General features: G+C 57.3%; 18 protein-coding genes and 1 tRNA gene. 7 read left to right on the top strand and 12 right to left on the bottom strand.

The genetic code is table 11. The annotated features are described in order from the left end of the window. Positions 1-36: 36 nt before the first annotated feature. Positions 37-2,226, top strand: coding sequence for a polyribonucleotide nucleotidyltransferase (pnp, locus tag BLS30_RS00525; RefSeq protein ID WP_046478235.1), 2,190 nt, complete (start codon positions 37-39; stop codon positions 2,224-2,226). A 109-nt stretch (positions 2,227-2,335) separates the two neighbouring features. Here the strand turns inward: pnp and BLS30_RS00520 are convergent, their stop codons facing one another. The 5 genes from BLS30_RS00520 to fabA all read right to left on the bottom strand — a co-directional run bounded on the left by BLS30_RS00520 (position 2,336) and on the right by fabA (position 6,876). After that, positions 2,336-2,944 carry a hypothetical protein gene (locus BLS30_RS00520; RefSeq protein WP_139165270.1) on the bottom strand — a complete coding sequence of 203 codons (609 nt, stop codon included), beginning with the start codon at positions 2,942-2,944 and terminating at the stop codon, positions 2,336-2,338. A 138-nt stretch (positions 2,945-3,082) separates the two neighbouring features. Beyond that, positions 3,083-3,955: a glutamate racemase gene (locus BLS30_RS00515; RefSeq protein ID WP_046478237.1), complete on the bottom strand. Its 873-nt coding sequence runs from the start codon at positions 3,953-3,955 to the stop codon at positions 3,083-3,085. A gap of 54 nt (positions 3,956-4,009) precedes the next feature. Further along, complete coding sequence (gene fabI, locus BLS30_RS00510; RefSeq protein ID WP_090227259.1) at positions 4,010-4,879, bottom strand: enoyl-ACP reductase FabI; 870 nt, start codon at positions 4,877-4,879, stop codon at positions 4,010-4,012. 134 nt (positions 4,880-5,013) lie between these two features. Continuing rightward, complete coding sequence (gene fabB, locus BLS30_RS00505; RefSeq protein ID WP_090225852.1) at positions 5,014-6,246, bottom strand: beta-ketoacyl-ACP synthase I; 1,233 nt, start codon at positions 6,244-6,246, stop codon at positions 5,014-5,016. Positions 6,247-6,339: 93 nt separating this feature from the next. Beyond that, positions 6,340-6,876 (bottom strand): 3-hydroxyacyl-[acyl-carrier-protein] dehydratase FabA, encoded by a 537-nt coding sequence (gene fabA / locus BLS30_RS00500; RefSeq protein WP_090225849.1) that lies wholly within the window; start codon positions 6,874-6,876, stop codon positions 6,340-6,342. 354 nt (positions 6,877-7,230) lie between these two features. On the opposite strand from fabA, the gene irrA reads away from it, so the two are divergent. Then, positions 7,231-7,644: an iron response transcriptional regulator IrrA gene (gene irrA / locus BLS30_RS00495; RefSeq protein ID WP_046478240.1), complete on the top strand. Its 414-nt coding sequence runs from the start codon at positions 7,231-7,233 to the stop codon at positions 7,642-7,644. Positions 7,645-7,681: 37 nt separating this feature from the next. Here irrA and BLS30_RS00490 read toward each other — a convergent pair whose 3' ends face one another. After that, positions 7,682-8,170: an SH3 domain-containing protein gene (locus BLS30_RS00490; RefSeq protein WP_046480244.1), complete on the bottom strand. Its 489-nt coding sequence runs from the start codon at positions 8,168-8,170 to the stop codon at positions 7,682-7,684. Between the two features lie 323 nt (positions 8,171-8,493). Here BLS30_RS00490 and BLS30_RS00485 point away from each other — a divergent pair, with 323 nt between their 5' ends. After that, entirely contained in the window at positions 8,494-9,492 is a 999-nt protein-coding gene (locus BLS30_RS00485) for a 2-hydroxyacid dehydrogenase (protein ID WP_090225844.1), read from the top strand. A 31-nt stretch (positions 9,493-9,523) separates the two neighbouring features. Here BLS30_RS00485 and BLS30_RS00480 read toward each other — a convergent pair whose 3' ends face one another. Then, entirely contained in the window at positions 9,524-10,360 is an 837-nt protein-coding gene (locus BLS30_RS00480; RefSeq protein ID WP_090225841.1) for a HesA/MoeB/ThiF family protein, read from the bottom strand. Positions 10,361-10,496: 136 nt separating this feature from the next. Continuing rightward, positions 10,497-11,504 (bottom strand): NAD-dependent epimerase, encoded by a 1,008-nt coding sequence (locus BLS30_RS00475; RefSeq protein WP_090225837.1) that lies wholly within the window; start codon positions 11,502-11,504, stop codon positions 10,497-10,499. 302 nt (positions 11,505-11,806) lie between these two features. On the opposite strand from BLS30_RS00475, the gene BLS30_RS00470 reads away from it, so the two are divergent. Further along, the gene (locus BLS30_RS00470; RefSeq protein ID WP_139165269.1) at positions 11,807-12,637 is read left to right on the top strand and encodes a hypothetical protein; all 831 of its coding nucleotides are present in this window, start codon (positions 11,807-11,809) and stop codon (positions 12,635-12,637) included. A gap of 131 nt (positions 12,638-12,768) precedes the next feature. Here the strand turns inward: BLS30_RS00470 and BLS30_RS00465 are convergent, their stop codons facing one another. Then, positions 12,769-13,515: an RlmE family RNA methyltransferase gene (locus BLS30_RS00465; RefSeq protein WP_076605312.1), complete on the bottom strand. Its 747-nt coding sequence runs from the start codon at positions 13,513-13,515 to the stop codon at positions 12,769-12,771. 46 nt (positions 13,516-13,561) lie between these two features. Then, a complete protein-coding gene (locus tag BLS30_RS00460; protein WP_244512330.1) occupies positions 13,562-14,863 on the bottom strand; it encodes a Ppx/GppA phosphatase family protein in 1,302 nt (433 codons plus the stop codon). A 229-nt stretch (positions 14,864-15,092) separates the two neighbouring features. On the opposite strand from BLS30_RS00460, the gene BLS30_RS00455 reads away from it, so the two are divergent. The 3 genes from BLS30_RS00455 to BLS30_RS00445 all read left to right on the top strand — a co-directional run bounded on the left by BLS30_RS00455 (position 15,093) and on the right by BLS30_RS00445 (position 17,214). Further along, a complete protein-coding gene (locus BLS30_RS00455) occupies positions 15,093-15,890 on the top strand; it encodes a M15 family metallopeptidase (RefSeq protein ID WP_244512329.1) in 798 nt (265 codons plus the stop codon). A gap of 100 nt (positions 15,891-15,990) precedes the next feature. Further along, positions 15,991-16,064, top strand: a tRNA-Gln gene (locus BLS30_RS00450). A 274-nt stretch (positions 16,065-16,338) separates the two neighbouring features. Continuing rightward, positions 16,339-17,214 carry a hypothetical protein gene (locus BLS30_RS00445; protein ID WP_170832378.1) on the top strand — a complete coding sequence of 292 codons (876 nt, stop codon included), beginning with the start codon at positions 16,339-16,341 and terminating at the stop codon, positions 17,212-17,214. Positions 17,215-17,265: 51 nt separating this feature from the next. Here BLS30_RS00445 and BLS30_RS00440 read toward each other — a convergent pair whose 3' ends face one another. Further along, positions 17,266-17,736: a nuclear transport factor 2 family protein gene (locus BLS30_RS00440; RefSeq protein ID WP_090225830.1), complete on the bottom strand. Its 471-nt coding sequence runs from the start codon at positions 17,734-17,736 to the stop codon at positions 17,266-17,268. 99 nt (positions 17,737-17,835) lie between these two features. Continuing rightward, entirely contained in the window at positions 17,836-18,276 is a 441-nt protein-coding gene (cynS, locus tag BLS30_RS00435) for a cyanase (RefSeq protein WP_090225827.1), read from the bottom strand. Positions 18,277-18,294 lie beyond the last annotated feature (18 nt).

Below are 18,294 nucleotides of genomic sequence, written 5' to 3'. Positions count from 1 at the left end.
CGTACGAAACAAAGACCGAAACGAAAGACGAAAAGCATGTTCGACATTCATCGCGTGGAAATTGACTGGGGGGGGCGTCCGCTGCGCCTCGAGACGGGCCACATGGCGCGCCAGGCCGACGCCGCCGTTTATGCACAGTACGGTGAGACCAGCGTGCTCGCGACCGTAGTCGCTGCCAAGCAGCCCAAGCCGGGCATCGACTTTTTCCCGTTGACCGTAAATTACCAGGAAAAGACCTACGCGGCCGGCAAGATCCCCGGTGGTTATTTCAAACGCGAAGGCCGGCCGACGGAAAAGGAAACGTTGACGTCGCGGCTCATTGACCGCCCCATTCGCCCGCTGTTCGTGCAGGGCTTCAAAAACGAAGTTCAGGTCATCGTCACCGTTCTTTCCCACGACATGGAGAACGATCCTGACGTTCTCGGCATGGTCGCTGCGTCTGCAGCGCTGACGCTGTCCGGCGTTCCCTTCCTCGGGCCGATCGCTGCGGCACGCGTTGGTCGCATCAATGGTGAGCTTGTCCTCAATCCCATGCTGGACGAGATGGCCGAAAGCGAGCTGGATCTCGTGATCGCAGGCACCGAAGACGCGGTCATGATGGTCGAGTCTGAAGCCAAGGAACTGGGCGAAGACGTTATGCTAAAGGCCGTGATGTTCGGCCATGAGCATTTCCAGCCGGTCATCCAGGCCATCATCAAGCTGGCTGAGACTGCCGCCAAGGAACCCTGGGACATCACGCTTCCCGACACGGGCAAGTACAAGGAAGCTGTCCGCGCCATTGCTGAGGCAGATCTAAAGGTTGCCTTCTCGACCCCCGAGAAGCAAAAGCGCAACGACATGGTTGCCGCCGTCAAGGAAAAGGTCTTCGCGGAAATCGAAGTTCCTGAAGATGCGCCTGAAGACAAGGGTCTGCTTGCCAGCGCATTCAAAGCGCTCGAGTCCGACATCATGCGCTCATCCGTGGTCGACACGGGGCATCGCATCGACGGACGCGATCTTAAGACGGTTCGCCCGATCATGTCGGAGGTTGATGTTCTGCCGCGTACGCATGGCTCCGCGCTGTTCACGCGTGGTGAGACCCAGGCTCTGGTCGTGGCGACACTTGGCACCGGTGAAGACGAGCAGTTTGTGGATTCGCTCGAAGGAACGCGCAAGGAGCGCTTCCTGCTTCACTATAACTTCCCCCCCTACTCCGTGGGTGAAACGGGCCGTATGGGGAGCCCCGGCCGTCGTGAAATCGGTCACGGCAAGCTCGCATGGCGCGCCGTGCATCCTCTGATGCCGACGGCGGAGGAATTCCCCTACACCATCCGCGTGGTGTCCGAAATCACCGAAAGTAACGGGTCGTCTTCGATGGCGACGGTGTGCGGCACGTCCTTGGCACTTATGGACGCTGGCGTCCCGCTCAAGTCGCCCGTCGCCGGTATTGCCATGGGCTTGATCAAGGAAGGCGACAAGTTCGCCGTTCTCTCCGACATTCTCGGCGACGAAGACCACCTCGGCGATATGGACTTCAAAGTCGCGGGTACGACCAACGGCGTCACTTCGCTTCAGATGGACATCAAGATTACCGGCATCACGGAAGAGATTATGCGGGTGGCACTTGATCAGGCCAGAGATGGCCGCATGCATATCCTTCAAGAGATGTCGAAGGCTCTGACGGATGCGCGTTCGGAACTGGGCGAACATGCTCCACGTATCGAAACGATCCAGATCCCGACGGACAAGATCCGCGAAGTCATCGGTTCGGGTGGCTCGGTTATTCGTTCGATCGTCGAAGAGTCGGGCGCCAAGATCGATATCAATGACGACGGCACGGTGAAGATCGCAGCCGCTAAGCGTGAGTCGATTGAAGCAGCCTTGAGCCGCATCCGCTCCATCACCACCGAGCCTGAGGTTGGCACGATCTACAAGGGTAAGGTCGTTAAGGTTATGGACTTCGGTGCCTTTGTGAACTTCTTCGGCGCCCGCGATGGTCTGGTTCACATTTCGCAACTGAGCCAGGGTCGTCCTGAAACCGTCAGTGAAGTGGTCAAGGAAGGTCAGGAAGTTTACGTCAAACTCCTTGGCTTCGACGACCGTGGCAAGGTTCGCCTGTCCATGAAGGTTGTCGATCAGTCCACGGGCCAGGAAATTCCCCGTGCTGAAGGCGAAGCTGAAGATACAGGCGGCGGAGACCGCGGAGATCGTCCGCGTCGTGACCGTCGCCCGCGCCGCGATGCGTAAGCCTTCTCGATAAAAGAATAAAAAAGCGCCGTTGAAATCCAACGGCGCTTTTTTCTTGGAAATGTTACGGCCCCAGCGGCTGATCCTTTGTTCGCCACCCGCCAGATGTTTATCGGTTCCTGGGTGAGCCGAAGGGCATAGGTTCGCCGCGAAGCAGCCACGTATCGAGCCACGCATAGTTTTCGTTGACGTCGATGGTATCGTTTTTAGAGGCTAGACCGGTGCGGGAACTGCTTTCGAAAGGCGATTGGCGTTCCCCATCTTCACAAAAACCCTTCGGTGCGGCAGCGACATCCACATACGCTGCTAACAACGGCGACAGAATGGGCTCTCCCTGCGTTTGCTCGAAAAGCCAAGTTTTGCCGAAGCACGTGATGATCGAAACTGAAGTCTGATCCAGGGCTTCGTAAGCTAACGCGTCGAGACCAGCATCGCTATCCGCGGGAGGCAGTGTCCCGTCAAATGCAACTGTGGTTGCGTACAGACACACATTACTGCCCGTTCGCCACGCGTGCGCGCTGACTGCGGCACCAGCAAAATCACGCGTGTAGAATCGCTGGGGTGTGCCATACCGCATGAGATCATTGAGCATGTCGTGATAGACTAGCGAGAAAGACATCCGCGCTGATAGGCGTTGTTCCCAGCTCCAGTCTTTTGAGGCTTCCAGTAAGGTCTCCGGTTGCCCGCTCCGTATCGTGAGTATCTGCCATTTGGGCATCGTCACCGCCACATTTCACCGTTCCCGCACCGATTGTAGACAAAGACCAGGTGGGCTTGTCGAGCCCTTTCGCTTACAATCGTTCAGTTCAAGTGAAGCGCGCCGGATATGCAACGCAATTGTGGCAAGGAAGCAAGCCTAGGAACGTGTGTACTCTAATGCAGATTCGAAGGATGGAGCATCTGGCCAGAAAACTTGGGCCAGCGAGCTGGCCTCCCGCGCATTGCCCGTCGTCATGAGGCGGACATGGGATTGATTCGCTATGGAGGAACTATCAGCGACAAAATGCGGACGACGGTGAAGATAATCTTCGAGACTATCAGCGACGATCTGCGGCTGGGACAGAATGCGCGTGAATGGGGGCAGATGACGCGCGAAGAGATGCTCCACCAAAGGAAAATGCGTGCAACCTAAAATCGCACGATGCGGCGGCGTGTCGTGGGTCTGGGACAGTAAACCGGCTACCCCCTCTTGCACCAGAGCATCCAGTTCCGCTTCTGGCGCCTCGTGCTCAATCGCTCCAGCTAAGTTCGCGCAAATCTGCTGCACGACCACGACTTTTGGGCAGCGTTTGCGAATCTCTTCTCTGTAGACGTTCGAAGAAATTGTTCTGGTGGTGCCGAACACGGCAATGATGTCGGTATTGTACTTCTGCGGATATTGCGGGGCTGTAACGGCCCAGGGTGTCTGCGTCGCAGCTTCCACCGTCGGCGCAACGATGCCCAGGATGTTGTGTCCGCCCCATTGGGACTTCGGCAGCCAATTCTGCTGAAGCTGCCGGGCAGCCACTGCCGTTGCGGTATTACAGCCCAAGATGACGAGACGCGCACCAAGCCGAAACAGCGTCTCGACACCTTGACGCGTCAGGTCCACGACCTCCTCGGACGACCGGTTGCCGTAGGGTACGTGAGCATGATCGCCGAGGTACGTGAACGAAATCTGAGGGAACCGCGCCGCGAGTTCGCGCAGCACAGTCAGTCCCCCCAACCCTGAATCGAAGACCCCGATCATTGAAGCGTTCTGCGCTCGCCGTGACGATGCGTCAAGTTACTAGCAATTGGAGCCTTATTCGGCCGCTTCCGAAGGTGACCGGCCGGCGGCATCTGCATCTGCTTCTTGCTCCTTAAGAGCTTCGAGCGTCGGCATTGCCACTGTGCTATAGCCGCAGTCGACGAAGTGAACTTCGCCCGTTACCGCGCCTCCCATGTCGGACAGCAGATAAAGCGCCGAGCCGCCGACTTCGTCGAGCGTTGGCGTGCGCCGCAAAGGCGAATGATCGCGCTGATAGTTGAAAATTACGCGCGCATCCGAAATGCCGGCGCCGGCAAGAGTTCGCATTGGCCCCGCCGACACGGCGTTGACACGAATGCCTTGCGGGCCCAGGTCGGCCGCGAGATATCGTACCGAGGCTTCCAGCGCAGCCTTAGCGACGCCCATCACGTTGTAGGACGGCACCCATCGCGTCGCCCCACCATACGTAAGCGTAAGCAACGATCCGCCGTTTGGCATCAGCTCTGCGGCCCGCTTCGCGATTTCAGTGAAGGAGAAGCACGAGATAACCATGGTATTCACGAAGTTATCACGCGTCGTATCCGCGTATCGGCCATGCAACTCACGGCGGTCAGAAAAAGCCAACGCATGAACGATAAAGTCCAGGCTGCCCCAGGTTTTTTTGATTTCTTCAAAAACCTTATCGACACTATCGAGATCACTGACATCGCAAGGCACAATGATCTTAGAGCCCACCGATTCAGCCAGGGGAATGGCGCGGCGCCCGAACGCCTCTCCTTGATAGGTAAAGGCCAGATCCGCACCCTGCCCGGCCAATACCCGTGCAATGCCCCATGCGATCGAGCGATCATTAGCGACGCCCATGACAAGGCCACGTTTGCCCGCAAGCAAAGGACCGGGTTTTGCAAAATCAGTCTGGGTCATGCGAGCCCTTCTTTCTGCGCCCGCGGCGCGTCCAACAGTGTCGAACCAGCCAGTGCCGGTAGTGTCGCGTTTCATGTCGGACGAACCTCTAAGCAGGGACCTGATGTCCCCCTATCGCCGCGACATAAGTGAGATCAGGTTTCGTAGCGGCGGAACACCAGACTCGCATTTGTTCCGCCAAAACCGAAACTGTTCGACATTACACAGTTAAGCGTTACGTCGTCCAACCTCTGGCGCGCGATCGGCACCCCTTCGAACTCAGGGTCTAATTCGTCGATATTTGCACTTTCGCAAACAAAGCCGGCATTCATCATTAAGAGTGAATAGATGGCTTCCTGCACCCCGACAGCACCCATCGAGTGACCGGTGAGTGATTTTGTCGCCGAGATGTGGGGGATATTCTCTCCGAAAACGGCGCGAATGGCATCAATTTCGCGTGCGTCACCCACCGGTGTGGAAGTGGCATGTGGATTAATATAATCGATATCGCAGCCCAGGCCTTTACCATCAAGGCCTTGCATCGCCAGTTTCATGCACCGCGCCGCGCCCTCGCCTGAGGGGGCAACCATATCAAAGCCGTCCGAAGTGGCCCCGTAACCGACAAGTTCGCCATAAATCTTGGCGCCGCGCGCACGGGCGTGTCCCAGCTCCTCAAGCACCAGCATGCCGGCGCCCCCTGCGATCACAAAGCCGTCTCTATTCTTGTCATAGGCCCGGCTTGCACGTTGAGGAGCATCGTTGTGGCCGGACGACATCGCGCCCATCGCGTCGAAAAGGACGGACAGGGTCCAGTCCAGCTCTTCGCAGCCACCGGCGAACATGATGTCCTGCTTGCCCCAGGCGATATGCTCTGCAGCATTGCCAATGCAATGCGCTGACGTCGAGCATGCCGAGGAGATTGAGTAATTTACACCCTTGATCTCAAAACTCGTCGCGAGAACCGCTGAAGGCCCCGAGCACATTGCCTTCGGGACCTCGAATGGTCCGACCTTTTTCGGGCCACGTTCCTGGGTCGTCTGAGCAGCACGTACGATCGCGACCGTGGAAGGGCCGCCCGCACCAACAATAATGCCGGTACGCTCATTGACGACCTCGGAGGACTCAAGACCGGCATCGCGAATGGCCTGATCCATAGCGATGTAATTCCAGCCGACGCCGGCCTCCATGAAGCGCTTCGGCTTACGGGGGACCTGGGTTTCCCAGTCTATATTCGGCGCCCCGTGAACGTGGCAGCGGAACCCGAGTTCGGCATATTTGTCTGCCCTGACGACGCCGGATTTGGCCTCGCGCAAAGACGCAAGGACCTCCTGGGTGTTGTTCCCGATTGAGGAAACGATGCCCATCCCGGTGACGACGACGCGTCTCATCAAAATCCCTTTCCCTCACGGAGCCCATGCATTGAAGAGGCCCCGGATTTGAATTGGTGTCGCAGTTTTGGAGCGGGGCTCCACGGGCGGAGTTTATGCCCCCGCTACCGCGTCCCCTGTCTCGAACAGTCCGACACGCAGGTCGCTGGCTGTATAGATAGTTTGTCCGTCGGCTTTTAGGGTTCCATCGGCGATGGCCAACTTCAGCTTACGTAAAATAACCCGCTTTAAATCGACGATGTACTCCACGCGTTGCACGGTTGGCACCACCATTCCGGTGAACTTCACTTCGCCAACGCCAAGAGCGCGGCCGCGTCCTGGGGCGCCGAGCCAACCCAGAAAGAAACCAGTCATCTGCCACAGCGCATCAAGTCCCAGGCACCCCGGCATGACCGGGTCACCTTCAAAATGGCATTTGAAGAACCAGTCGAGCTTCGGATTGCCTGCCACTTTGAGTTCGGCCACGATTTGGCCTTTGCCGTGCGCGCCGCCGGTTTCAGAGATCGAAGTTATGCGATCAAACATCAACATGGGCGGGAGCGGAAGCTGGGCATTGCCCGGTCCGAACAGTTCTCCGCGTCCGCAGGCGATCAGATCGTCGTAGTCAAAGTTTGGTCGCCGCTCAGCCATGGGCCTCGTTTCGAATCCCCCGTAGTTGTTTCATTAACCTGCCGCTTGTGGCGCGCACCAAGAAGGCGCCGACGCACATGGGGTCAATCTGGTAACACACTCACCAAGACCTTCAAATGGCAAACGGTTGGGTCGTCAAGGTGCTTTAACCTTCCGCTAACTGTCTGTAGAACGCGGCCAAGTTGCAGGACGTAACGCTTGCAGATATATTAAGCAGAGCATTCTATACCGCTTAGCTGGGCAAAAGCCGTCTAAGATTACGTGCTTGGGGCGTCTGTGCGAAAGTGGCAGGATGCCCCATTGTACGACGAAACCTAAGGAACTCGCCTCGCGCGAGGTAGTGATAACGCAGATATGCGCACGGAAGCCGACCGCTACATAGAAAAGATTCTTCGCCAAGCAGGGCTAAGGCCAACGCGTCAACGTGTTGCGCTCGCTCAACTGCTTTTTTGCGGGCAAGATCGCCACGTCACGGCTGAATTGCTTCATGACGAGGTTGAGAAGGCGGGCGAGCAAGTTTCTTTGGCGACGGTGTACAACACGCTACATCAATTCAAGCGTGCCGGGCTGCTGCGCGAATTGGCGATCGACAGTACAAAGACCTACTTCGATACCAACACCTCGAATCACAACCATTACTTCCTAGAGCCGGAAGGTGTTCTGGTGGACATCCCCAGCCATTCGATTCGGGTCGACGGACTCCCGGAACCGCCGGAAGGCACAAAGATTTCTCACATCGACGTAATTGTGCGCCTCGTGAAAGAATAAGTCGTCACACTCAGTGCAGAAAGCGGAAGATATTCCGCTATTTAATGATTTCATCGGGGTAAACACCCCACAGCTTCTTCTGCGCGACGTACCCCCGATACTTGTCGACGGAAACGAAGCACCACTCGCCGTCGCATTCATGAATGTCCGCGACGACACCCGCTTCAACCATCGCTACCGGTCTCGAACCCTCACTTTCTCGAGACGCAAGTGCAACCTGAGGCCGTTCTTGGGATGACTTTACATCCCAAGGAAGAATCTGTGCCGTTCGGCGCCCGGAGAGAAGCGACCCTAGGACCCATCCCGTCGTTCCTTCTGCATCGCGCACCTGCCGCCAGCCCTCGAATTCTTTGATGATTTCAACGGGAAGGCCCGCTCGGCGAAAGACCCAGGATGTGGGGTAGTCCGTGCCTGGTCCCTTGCGAAGGTTAACGCGGTTGGACTTCAGGCTGACAAAGCGCGGAACCTTAAACTGCGTTCCGCCTTCTTGGGCAGCCGCAGATCCGGCAAAAAGGCCTCCAGCCATCAGGGCCACGGAGAGGAGGAAGGCGGTGGAGACGCCGAATCGGCCGTGCCGTTTGATTCGCGAACCGCTGTTTCGCGCTGTTGTCCCGCTTGCTCGTGCCCGCATTTTAATTCTGACTTCTCCTTGAAAGCGCGTACATGGTGAGGAACCTGCCACCAATCCAGTGTTTAAGCTCAATCTGTCCGCTAGCTTTGTCATTGCGATGACCATCTGTTAGAGAAGGCCGATCCGACTTTCGGACCTACCGACGGCGCCCGTGTCGACCGCGACATTCAAGCCCATCGCGCGACCCGGAAGCTAAACCTCCGACCAGCAAGACACCCATGCCCAACAGCCCCAAAAAGCCCGTTGTCATCGTTACGCGCAAGTTGCCAGAGGTCGTCGAGACCCGCATGCGTGAATTGTTTGAAGCCCACTTGAACGTTGCCGACGAGCCGATGTCGCAAGCGGAGCTTGTCGAGGCGGTCAAAACGGCTGACGTTCTCGTGCCGACGGTGACCGATCGGATTGATCGGGCCGTGATTTCTCAGGCGGGTGAAAAGCTGAAGCTTATCGCAAACTTCGGTACTGGCGTCGATAACATCGATCTTGATACAGCCCGCAACCGCGGCATTACCGTGACCAATACGCCAGGTGTATTGACCGAGGATACCGCCGACATGACCATGGCGCTGATCCTCGCCGTCCCCAGGCGTCTCGCTGAAGCGACGCAGTATCTGAAAGATCCTGCGAACGAGTGGCACGGATGGTCGCCAACCTGGATGCTCGGCCATCGCATCTATGGCAAACGGTTGGGAATCATCGGAATGGGGCGCATCGGAAGTGCCGTGGCACGGCGCGCCAAGGCGTTCGGGCTGCAGATCCACTATCACAATCGCCGCCGGCTGCCTGAGGAGATCGAACAGGAATACGAGGCGACCTACTGGGATAGCCTGGACCAGATGCTGGCGCGCATGGACATTATTTCTGTGAACTGCCCGCACACCCCGGCGACCTACCATCTTCTCTCTGCACGCCGGCTCCGGCTGATGAAGCCGACGGCTTACATCGTCAATACAGCGCGCGGTGAGGTGATTGATGAAAACGAGCTGGCACGATTAGTTGAAGCCGAAGCAATTGCTGGGGCCGGCCTCGACGTATTTGAGCACGAGCCTGCCGTGAACCCGAAGTTGCTGCGCTCAAGCCGCGTTGTCGCGTTACCGCATATGGGGTCGGCGACGCTGGAAGGCCGCGTCGACATGGGTGAAAAGGTCATCATCAACATCAAGACGTTCATGGACGGTCACAATCCGCCTGACCGTGTCCATCCTGCGATGTTCTGAGGCCTTTTCGGAACGATCGAAGCTGAATGCGCTACGTGGCGGCACAGGCCGCGGTAGCTTCTGTGCCATCATGCATCGAAAGGTCGATGATGGTCGGATTTTTGCCCGAGAGCTCATTCTCGGGATCCCAGCCGATTGAGACGCTCTCAACACGTGATCCCAGGGCATCGTAGATCAACAAGCGGCCGGCCAGGGTCTCACCGGCACCGGTGATCTCCTTGAGGACTTCGGTTGCCTGCAGAGTACCAATGACGCCAACGACGGCTCCAAGGACGCCGACCTCGGAGCAGTTCGCTACCGTTCCCGGTGGTGGAGCCTCGGGGAAAATGCAGCGGTAGCTCGGCCAAGGTGTCCCGTCCGGCCGCTTCTCGTGCGGCTTGAGTGTCGTCACATAGCCGTCGAATGGCCCAACAGCACCGAACACCAACGTCTTGCGTGCAAAATAGCAGGCGTCAGAGACTAGATAGCGTGTTGCGAAATTATCCGAGCCATCACACACCAAGTCGAACTGCTCAATGATTTGCAGTGCGTTGTCCGATGTCAGTCGAAAATTGAATGTCTCGACGTCGACATGCGGATTGAGACGGTTGATAGTCTTGCGGGCGCTTTCGACCTTCGGCACGCCGACGTCTGCTGTGTCATGGACGATCTGGCGCTGAAGATTGTCGAGCGAGACGATATCGTCATCGATAAGGCCGATCGTACCAACGCCTGCCGCCGCGAGATAAAGCGCGATTGGCGAGCCTAATCCACCCGCGCCGATAAGAAGAACCCGCGCTTTCTTGAGCTGTTGCTGCCCTGGTCCCCCAACATCCTTGAGTACCAGATGGCGCTTGTAACGCTGAATTTCCTCAGGAGTGAGTGCCATTGATCCGTGTCCATCATGATAGAGCCTGACGTGCGGGGTAGGGCACACGCACGTCCTTCAGGCCGGTCTCGTTAAACACTAGCATCTGTGATCAAAAAATGCGCTAGGCCTTGCTCTATGACGGAACTCGGCGGTCTTACTGGGCGTAGTAGTCGCGATACCAGGTTACGAATTTCTCGATTCCGGCTTCCAGTGGTGTTGCGGGAGCAAAGCCCACATCCCGGGCCAAGTCATCCACGTCGGCAAACGTTTTTTCCACGTCGCCTGCCTGCATGGGTAACATGATCTTTTCAGCTGTCTTGCCAAGAGAGCGTTCAATAGCAGCCACGAAGTCGAGCAACGCGATGGGTTCGTGATTGCCGATATTATAAAGTCTGTAGGGTGCGGAAGATGTAGCGGGATCAGGCGCCGACCCAGACCATTGTGAGTTGGGCTGCGCGATGGAATGCATCGTTCGCACGACCCCTTCGACAATGTCGTCAATGTAGGTAAAGTCGCGCGCGTGGTGCCCGTGATTGAATATTTCGATGGGCTCGCCTGCGAGTATTTTGCGGGTGAACAGGAACAGCGCCATGTCGGGGCGCCCCCAGGGTCCGTAGACTGTGAAAAAACGGAGCCCGGTTACCGGAATGCGGTAAAGGTGCGCATAAGTATGCGCCATGAGTTCGTTGGACTTCTTGGTGGCGGCATAGAGACTCAACGGATGGTCGACGTTCTGATGCACCGAGAAGGGAACGCTTTCATTAGCCCCATAAACAGAGCTCGATGACGCGTAGACCAAATGCCCGACTTGGGTTTGTCGGCATCCTTCAAGGATATTCATGAATCCAACGACGTTTGAATCGATGTAGGCATTCGGATTCTTAAGTGAGTAACGTACGCCCGCCTGAGCGGCGAGATGAACAACGCGATCGAAATTATGCGCGCCAAAAAGCTCAGCCATGCTTGCGCGGTCGGCAATATCCAGCCGCAGGAAAGAAAAGCGTTCATGCGGCTTGAGCTGAGCCAGCCGGGCCTGCTTCAGCGACGGATCGTAGTAATCGTTTAGATTATCAAGACCAATGACGTCATGACCCTCGTCGAGTAATCGCCGCGCTACAAAATACCCGATAAAGCCGGCGGCTCCAGTCACGAGAATCTTCACGTCCTAACTCCTGAATAGATGAGATTGCTATATAGCTTACAACCGCAGGCGGTTATGTGATGCTCGACACGAGTTTGTAAACGCATTCATGCCTGAGTAGAGGGCGTTGCGGCACTTATATGCTTTGCGTGTACGTCGATCGCCTTTTTCGGGCAATAGGCAGCGTTTTCGCAACTAGAATCAAAAATACATGCCGCTCACGAAGGCAAAGCCTTTTCCCGTCAGCTATGAAACGCCGAATCATGGTTTCCTGGCTCTCAACTGGGATCCGGATCAACATTCTGCGAGCTAAAGAAAGAGCCGTGAAACCTTCACAACCATCCGGACCGACGGAATCGCGCGTCTGGTATGCGCACGACCTTGTCGTGCCAGAGAAGCGCGAAACCAAGGTGCGCGAGTCGGCGGTCGCTGCGGCCGCCCGACAGGCGTTGGAATCTACAAATTCCATGCCGGTGCGCACGCGGCGTCCGCGGCGCGCGCTTTGGCTTGCCGGTGTGGGGCTCGCCGGAGCAACGGCGGCCCTGATGATGATCCCCTGGTCTCCAGAGCCAAACGATGGGCCAGCAACGGCGACAGGCACATCCTCGGGTGTAGACGTCGCTTCCATTAAAGAAAAGGTTCCAGTCGACGTCGGCGACACCGATAAGCCTGCGGCCCCGGCGATCATAGCTGTCGAAAAAGATCCCCCTGTCGCTCAGCCTGCCAATCAGGATCTGGCTACAGCACCCCGTCCGGCAACCGACCGTACGCCGCCCGAAACAGGATCGCTCGGTCAGCCACGGGTTGCTGGCTATACAGCGACCAATGCTGATCCCGCGGAAACTGAAAATCTAGGCGGCGTAGATCCCAGCCAGCTGCCAGTTACTATCGCGCGTCCCGATAGCGATGCGGGCGAGATCAGGTCGAGCCGCGCGGCTCCTGAAATCGACGTGATAGAGATGGAAGACGAAAAAGGCGAGACCAGTAACAAGAATGGCTCGTCTTCCAGAAGCGCTGGCCGTCAAAGAAAGGTTCAGGCGCGCGCCAACAAGCAAGCGGCCGAGTATTATGAGACCGGCGACTGTGCAATGCCGTCCTGGGCGTGGCGTGTGTTTGGATTTAGTGAGCCGGTCAAGCGCAAGCCATCCTGCTGAGAGCAGAAACACGTATCATCATAAAAACCGGAATTATGCCCGCTACGGCTCCCATCGCGGGCGATGTCTTTTTTGAGGAACCGTCTGGTCAGCTGTCAAATTCGGGGCCGCTCGGCCCGTTGCGAAAAGTACTAGTTGTCCGCGTCTTCTGCTTTCTTGTCTCCGCGAAAGCCTGTCGCAAGAACATACAGTTCCGCAGAGTCTGAGCGGCTGGCTGGCGGCTTGATGTGACGCACGGTTTTGAAGTTGCGCTTTAGAAGGTCAAGCAGATCGCGTTCCGCCCCACCTTGGAAAACCTTGCAGAGAAAGGCGCCATCAGGGCTTAGGACATCGCACGCAAAGTGCGCAGCCGCTTCGGCAAGTCCCATAATGCGTAAGTGGTCAGTACGCGTATGTCCCACAGTCGGCGCTGCCATATCAGACATGACAACATCGGCTGCTCCGTCTCGCAGCATGGACTTTAGCCGATCTTCCGCGTCTTCGTCCGTAAAGTCCATTTTGACGAAGTCCACGCCAGGGAGCGGTTCGACATCCAGGTAGTCGATGGCAACCACCTGGCCGCGCTTGTCACCTTGCCCGTCTAAAGCCTTCACACGGTCCGCGGCGATCTGGCTCCAGCCTCCTGGCGCTGCCCCGAGATCGATCACCCGCTGGCCGGGTTTGAGGATTCGGTGCTTGTCATCGATTTCCAAGAGCTTGTAAGCGGCGCGCGAGCGCATGCCCTCACGTTTGGCCGCGGCCACATAAGGATCATTGAGCTGACGTTCGAGCCATCGAGCAGACGATGTTGAGCGCTTTCGCGCGGTCTTCACACGAACATGCAATTGGCGCTGCCCGCCTGTCGGGCCGGTAATCCCGCCGCTGCCTTTCTTCGCCAAGGAGTGACCTCGTCTAGCAAGTGCTTTTAAGAGTTAAGATGTGCTGTCAGCGATGCTGGCGCCCGCGCCGTCGCCGTGTCCGGTAGACACCGTCTTCTATCATCAATGTGGTCAGGATGCCTTCGCGTAACCCGCGATCGGCAACCCGCAATCGTTCACAGGGCCACAACCGTATCAGGGCCTCGAGGATAGCGCAGCCGGCGAGCACGAGATCCGCTCGGTCGCGCCCGATGCAGGGCTGGGCAACGCGCTCCTCGTAACTGCTACCGACGAGCTTGTAGGTGATGTCGCGTGCTTCTGCGACTGAGAGCCAGCATCCGTCGACCCGATTGCGATCATAACGCGGCAAGCCCATCTGGATGCCTGCAATGGTCGTCACCGTACCTGACGTGCCGAGCAGATGCGCCGGACGATCACGCAACAGGGGCGCGAATTGGTACTTATCTTCGAAGGGGCGGAGCAAGTTGCTGACGTGTTCGACCATCGCTTCGAAGCGTTCCGACGTGACGAACCGTCCGCCAAATCTTTCAGCAAGCGTCACAACACCGACCGGCAAAGACGTCCATGCAGCCATATGGTTCTGTGCATCGATCCGATCCGCGCCGCGCGAACGCTTGCGTGTTGCACCCGATAGATTGAGCCAGATCAGTTCGGAAGAACCGCCGCCGATGTCGAAAACGAGAACGTAGTCAGATCGGTCATCGATCAGCGAGGCGCAGCCGGAGACGGCGAGACGTGCCTCGACTTCGGGGGTGAGCACTTCAATATCGAGACCGAGGCGCTCCTTAACACGCGCGAGGAAATCCGGACCGTTGCTCGCAAATCGGCAAGCCTCCGTCGCGACGAGACGAGCGCGGCGGACACCATGGCGGTTGAGCTTGGAGCCACAGACTTTGAGTGCGTCCATCGTCCGGCGCATGGCTGGTTCCGAAAGCGTACCGCATTGCGAGACACCCTCACCAAGCCGAATGATGCGTGAAAAAGAATCTACAACGCGAAATCCGCGGCGTGTTGGCCGGGCCAACAATAGGCGGCAATTGTTCGTGCCGAGATCGAGAGCGCCGTAAACTTGCTCAACCGTCTCCTGGCGGGCGCCGCGGTTTAACGCGCGCTCGTTGGCGTTGCCATTCAGACAAGCTTGCTTCTTTTGATCACGAACGCAATCCAGCGCGGCTGTTCGAGGTTCTGGCGCGGGGGAGCCAGTAAGCAAATGGCGCACATCGAGCGTCCTTACGTCGACGGGCTCGCGTTCATGGTGCAGAGGACCTGCAGATACAGATTTTCGCGCCGGGACTTTCTCGTCCACGGACGCAGGGCGGGGCTCTCCCTCGTCTTTAAAATCCTCCACCGCTTTATCTCCAGTGTCTGGCGCTGGCTCCGAAACAACCCGTGCTGTAGGGCACAGGCAGTCGGAGGAAGTTGCGTCATCAGACAGCCGTCTGGATTCGTCTTGAACTGAGTGTAGCAGGTCGCAAGGAGTGGTAAAGCAGGATGCCTGACTTTGTACTCGGTAGGCTGAAAAGCGGTAGTATCAAGCGTGTGAACGCCTAATGATTGAGTAAAGTATAGAAGTATCAATGAATTACGTTGTCATGTTTCTCATGGTTGCGGTGCTTCAGGCTCTGGCGACCACCGCGAATTGCGGCGTCGAGGGGGCGCAGACCCTTAAAGAAATTTCGGGACGGCTAATTGAGACGTACCAAGATTATATTGATGGCGCAGACGAAACGACACTCATTTGGCGGGATGGTACGCGCATGCCGCTTGATGTGGAGCCGAAACCTCCAGGCAGCGCCGAATGGCTTGAAAAACCGAGCGTCGCCGACATGCTACGCGTGCCTTATCCGCTCGGCCAACTCGCGCAGCCACCCCATGCTGGTGCCGATCCAGGGCGGGCACGGAACCAAGCCTTCTTTCGAAAAGTGTACGGGGACTGTCGGTCCGGTGCGGTGAATAAGGAGCTCGTCGACGTTATTTGGCTTCCCAAGAAGTCTAGTCAGCGGCTTCGCGTCACGCGCATAAATGGGGTTGCAGAGCAATTGCAGCGGGTCAGCGACGAGCTAGATAAGCTCTCGTCAAAGTTCGATAAGTTCCTGATCCCCTCAGCAGGAACGTACAATTGCCGTGTTATCGCCGGGACCGATCGCATCTCGGCGCACGGTTACGGCATCGCCATCGACATCGCCATAAAGCATACGGATTATTGGCGCTGGGCAAAGCCGGCCAGCGGTGCGTCCCCACGGTACCGCAACCGAATTCCATACGAAATCGTCGAGATCTTCGAACGTCATGGCTTCATATGGGGCGGAAAATGGCACCACTTCGACACCATGCACTTCGAATATCGCCCGGAATTGCTGCCGATTGCGCGATAGCGCGAAGGGATAGTGCATTCTCCGCACGCCGCTGGTTGCGCCCCGCGTCCGGAATTGTTATATGCCTCGCTCCATTGCGAAGCGCCGTTTCTGGCGCCGTTGGGGAATAGGTTAACGGTAGACCCACGGACTCTGACTCCGTTAGTCCTGGTTCGAATCCAGGTTCCCCAGCCACTTTGTCTTTCCACGCAAATTATCAGGGTTGGACGGCGATGAACTTTGCTCGTTTTGAGCGCCGCCAGTTCCGACCGATATTCCCCCTCACAAACCGAACTTTTACCCCTTTGCGCCAACATCTAGGCCGCAGATTTCGGCCTCCTGTGCATGATCACACTGCCGCCGTTCTGTTCCGGCATAGGGTAAAAGAGGATGCGTGCCGCGGGCTACCATGCATTTCAGCATGATCGAGCGTTGGCCTAACGAGCACGGGGAACACGAAGGACAAAACGTGCTGCGACTGAACCCCTTTGTTGCTTCCGGTATAATTCTGGTATTGACGTCTCCGGCGTTTGCCACGGAGACGCCTCCAGTTCTCGTCGAAGAGCCAAAGTTGGTGGCGGCGCCCATGCGATCAATCGAGATTTCGCAGGATCTGGCGGAAAAGGTCGGCCAGAAGGTTTGGCTGAATGAATCCGGTGGGGATCGTGAGGCGATCACCGCCTGGAACACGACCGAGGATTTTGCCTCTCTCGGCATCGGCCATTTCATCTGGTTTTCCGAGGGGCTTGATACGCGGTTCAGGGAGAGCTTTCCAGCGATGCTGGAGTTCTTGCGCAGCCGTGGAGCGAAGCCGCCGGCGTGGCTGGACGTTTCGCCTGTGCCACCCTGTCCTTGGAAGACGCAGCAGGAATTCCGCCGCGAGTTCTACTCGCCGAAAATGACGAGCCTGCGCAGGTTCCTCCTGGAGACCGTGGATCTACAAGTCCAGTATCTTGCGCAGCGTACGAAGGCAGCGCTCCCGAAGATTTTGGACAGCCTGCCGAATGCGGACGACCGCCTTCACGTGCGCCGTCAGTTCTATAGGCTTGTCGGAGTTTCACAGGATCTCTACCCGCTGATCGACTACATAAATTTCAAGGGCGAAGGCATCAGCGATAAAGAGACGTTTCCCAATCGGCGCACCGGTGAACCCGAAGGCTGGGGTTTGAAAGACGTCCTCCTTGCAATGAATGGGACGTCGGAAGATCCTAAGCAGGTGCTCGCCGAATTTGCAGATGCCGCCCGCTTTGCTTTGAAGCGCCGGATCTCCAACAATCCACCCGACAAGAGATGGCAGCGTGGCTGGCTTGCCCGCGTGGAAACCTATCGCCACCCTCTGCGATAAGCGGCCGGAACCGCGGCAGCAGGAGGCATCTGCCGCGGAGCGCTTACTTAATTAAAGGCCGAGATCGCTGAGACTCGGATGATCGTCTGGCCGGCGGCCCTGTGGCCAGTGATATTTGCGCTCGCTTTCAGCGATCGGGAGATCGTTGATGCTCGCGATGCGGCGCGCCATCAGGCCGTCGTCACTAAACTCCCAATTCTCGTTGCCATAAGCGCGGTACCACTGCCCTGAATCGTCACGCCACTCATATGCGAAGCGCACAGCAATCCGGTTTCCGTCGAACGCCCAGAGCTCCTTGATCAGCCGGTATTCGAGTTCGCGGGCCCACTTGCGCGTCAGGAACGCCTGAACGGCTTCGCGTCCTTTGATGAATTCAGCACGATTGCGCCAAACGGTGTCTGGCGTGTAGGCGAGCGAGACTTTCTCGGGATCTCGCGTGTTCCACGCATCTTCGGCCATTCGGACTTTTTGAGCCGCGGTTTCAGCGGTGAAGGGAGGCAAGGGAGGTCGCATGACGTGCATCCTAAATTCGGGCGATAGAAAGTGAGCATCAAAGGCAATTAGGCAAAAAAAGAGAGCGAGACAGAACCCGCTCCCCTCGTTTCTAACGTGATTAGGAACTTACCAATTCTTGTAGGGCAGGAATTTGCCGCTCATCTTGATCTCGATGCGGTCACCCTTCGGATCAGGGATTTTCTCGACATACATCTCAAAGTCGATCGCGCTCATGATCCCGTCGCCACCCTTCTCCTGGATGAGTTCTTTAAGTGTCTGACCGTAGACGCCGACGATTTCGTACAGACGATAAATGCACGGATCTGTCGGAATGGACTGCTCGAACATCTTCGTCGGAAATTCCGCGAGGACGGGACCAGCCTCTTGCGGAAGGCCGAGATGGGTGGCGAGTTTATCGGCTTTGTCACGCGGCATAGAGTTCATGCCAAGGCACGCGGAAGTCGTGAACACTTCGGACATGCCGATCGCTTCAGCCATGCTGGCCCAGGTGATGCCAGTTTGCTTCTTCTTCGCCAGAATCATTTCGGTGACTTCGGCTTTATTCATTGTCGTTTTCCTCGACGG

Source organism: Filomicrobium insigne, from assembly GCF_900104305.1.
GTDB classification, from domain to species: Bacteria; Pseudomonadota; Alphaproteobacteria; order Rhizobiales; family Hyphomicrobiaceae; genus Filomicrobium; species Filomicrobium insigne.
This window is presented reverse-complemented; position numbering and strand designations above follow the sequence as displayed.

Bases quoted from the DNA above. Each gene is read 5' to 3' on its own strand.
- BLS30_RS00455 (WP_244512329.1), top strand. From the start codon at position 15,093: ATGAATTACGTTGTCATGTTTCTCATGGTTGCGGTGCTTCAGGCTCTG.
- fabI (WP_090227259.1), bottom strand. From the start codon at position 4,879: ATGACCCAGACTGATTTTGCAAAACCCGGTCCTTTGCTTGCGGGCAAA.
- fabA (WP_090225849.1), bottom strand. From the start codon at position 6,876: ATGGCTGAGCGGCGACCAAACTTTGACTACGACGATCTGATCGCCTGC.
- BLS30_RS00490 (WP_046480244.1), bottom strand. From the start codon at position 8,170: ATGGCTGGAGGCCTTTTTGCCGGATCTGCGGCTGCCCAAGAAGGCGGA.
- BLS30_RS00520 (WP_139165270.1), bottom strand. From the start codon at position 2,944: ATGCCCAAATGGCAGATACTCACGATACGGAGCGGGCAACCGGAGACC.
- BLS30_RS00440 (WP_090225830.1), bottom strand. From the start codon at position 17,736: ATGCACGTCATGCGACCTCCCTTGCCTCCCTTCACCGCTGAAACCGCG.
- BLS30_RS00485 (WP_090225844.1), top strand. From the start codon at position 8,494: ATGCCCAACAGCCCCAAAAAGCCCGTTGTCATCGTTACGCGCAAGTTG.
- pnp (WP_046478235.1), top strand. From the start codon at position 37: ATGTTCGACATTCATCGCGTGGAAATTGACTGGGGGGGGCGTCCGCTG.
- BLS30_RS00515 (WP_046478237.1), bottom strand. From the start codon at position 3,955: ATGATCGGGGTCTTCGATTCAGGGTTGGGGGGACTGACTGTGCTGCGC.
- cynS (WP_090225827.1), bottom strand. From the start codon at position 18,276: ATGAATAAAGCCGAAGTCACCGAAATGATTCTGGCGAAGAAGAAGCAA.
- irrA (WP_046478240.1), top strand. From the start codon at position 7,231: ATGCGCACGGAAGCCGACCGCTACATAGAAAAGATTCTTCGCCAAGCA.
- BLS30_RS00480 (WP_090225841.1), bottom strand. From the start codon at position 10,360: ATGGCACTCACTCCTGAGGAAATTCAGCGTTACAAGCGCCATCTGGTA.
- fabB (WP_090225852.1), bottom strand. From the start codon at position 6,246: ATGAGACGCGTCGTCGTCACCGGGATGGGCATCGTTTCCTCAATCGGG.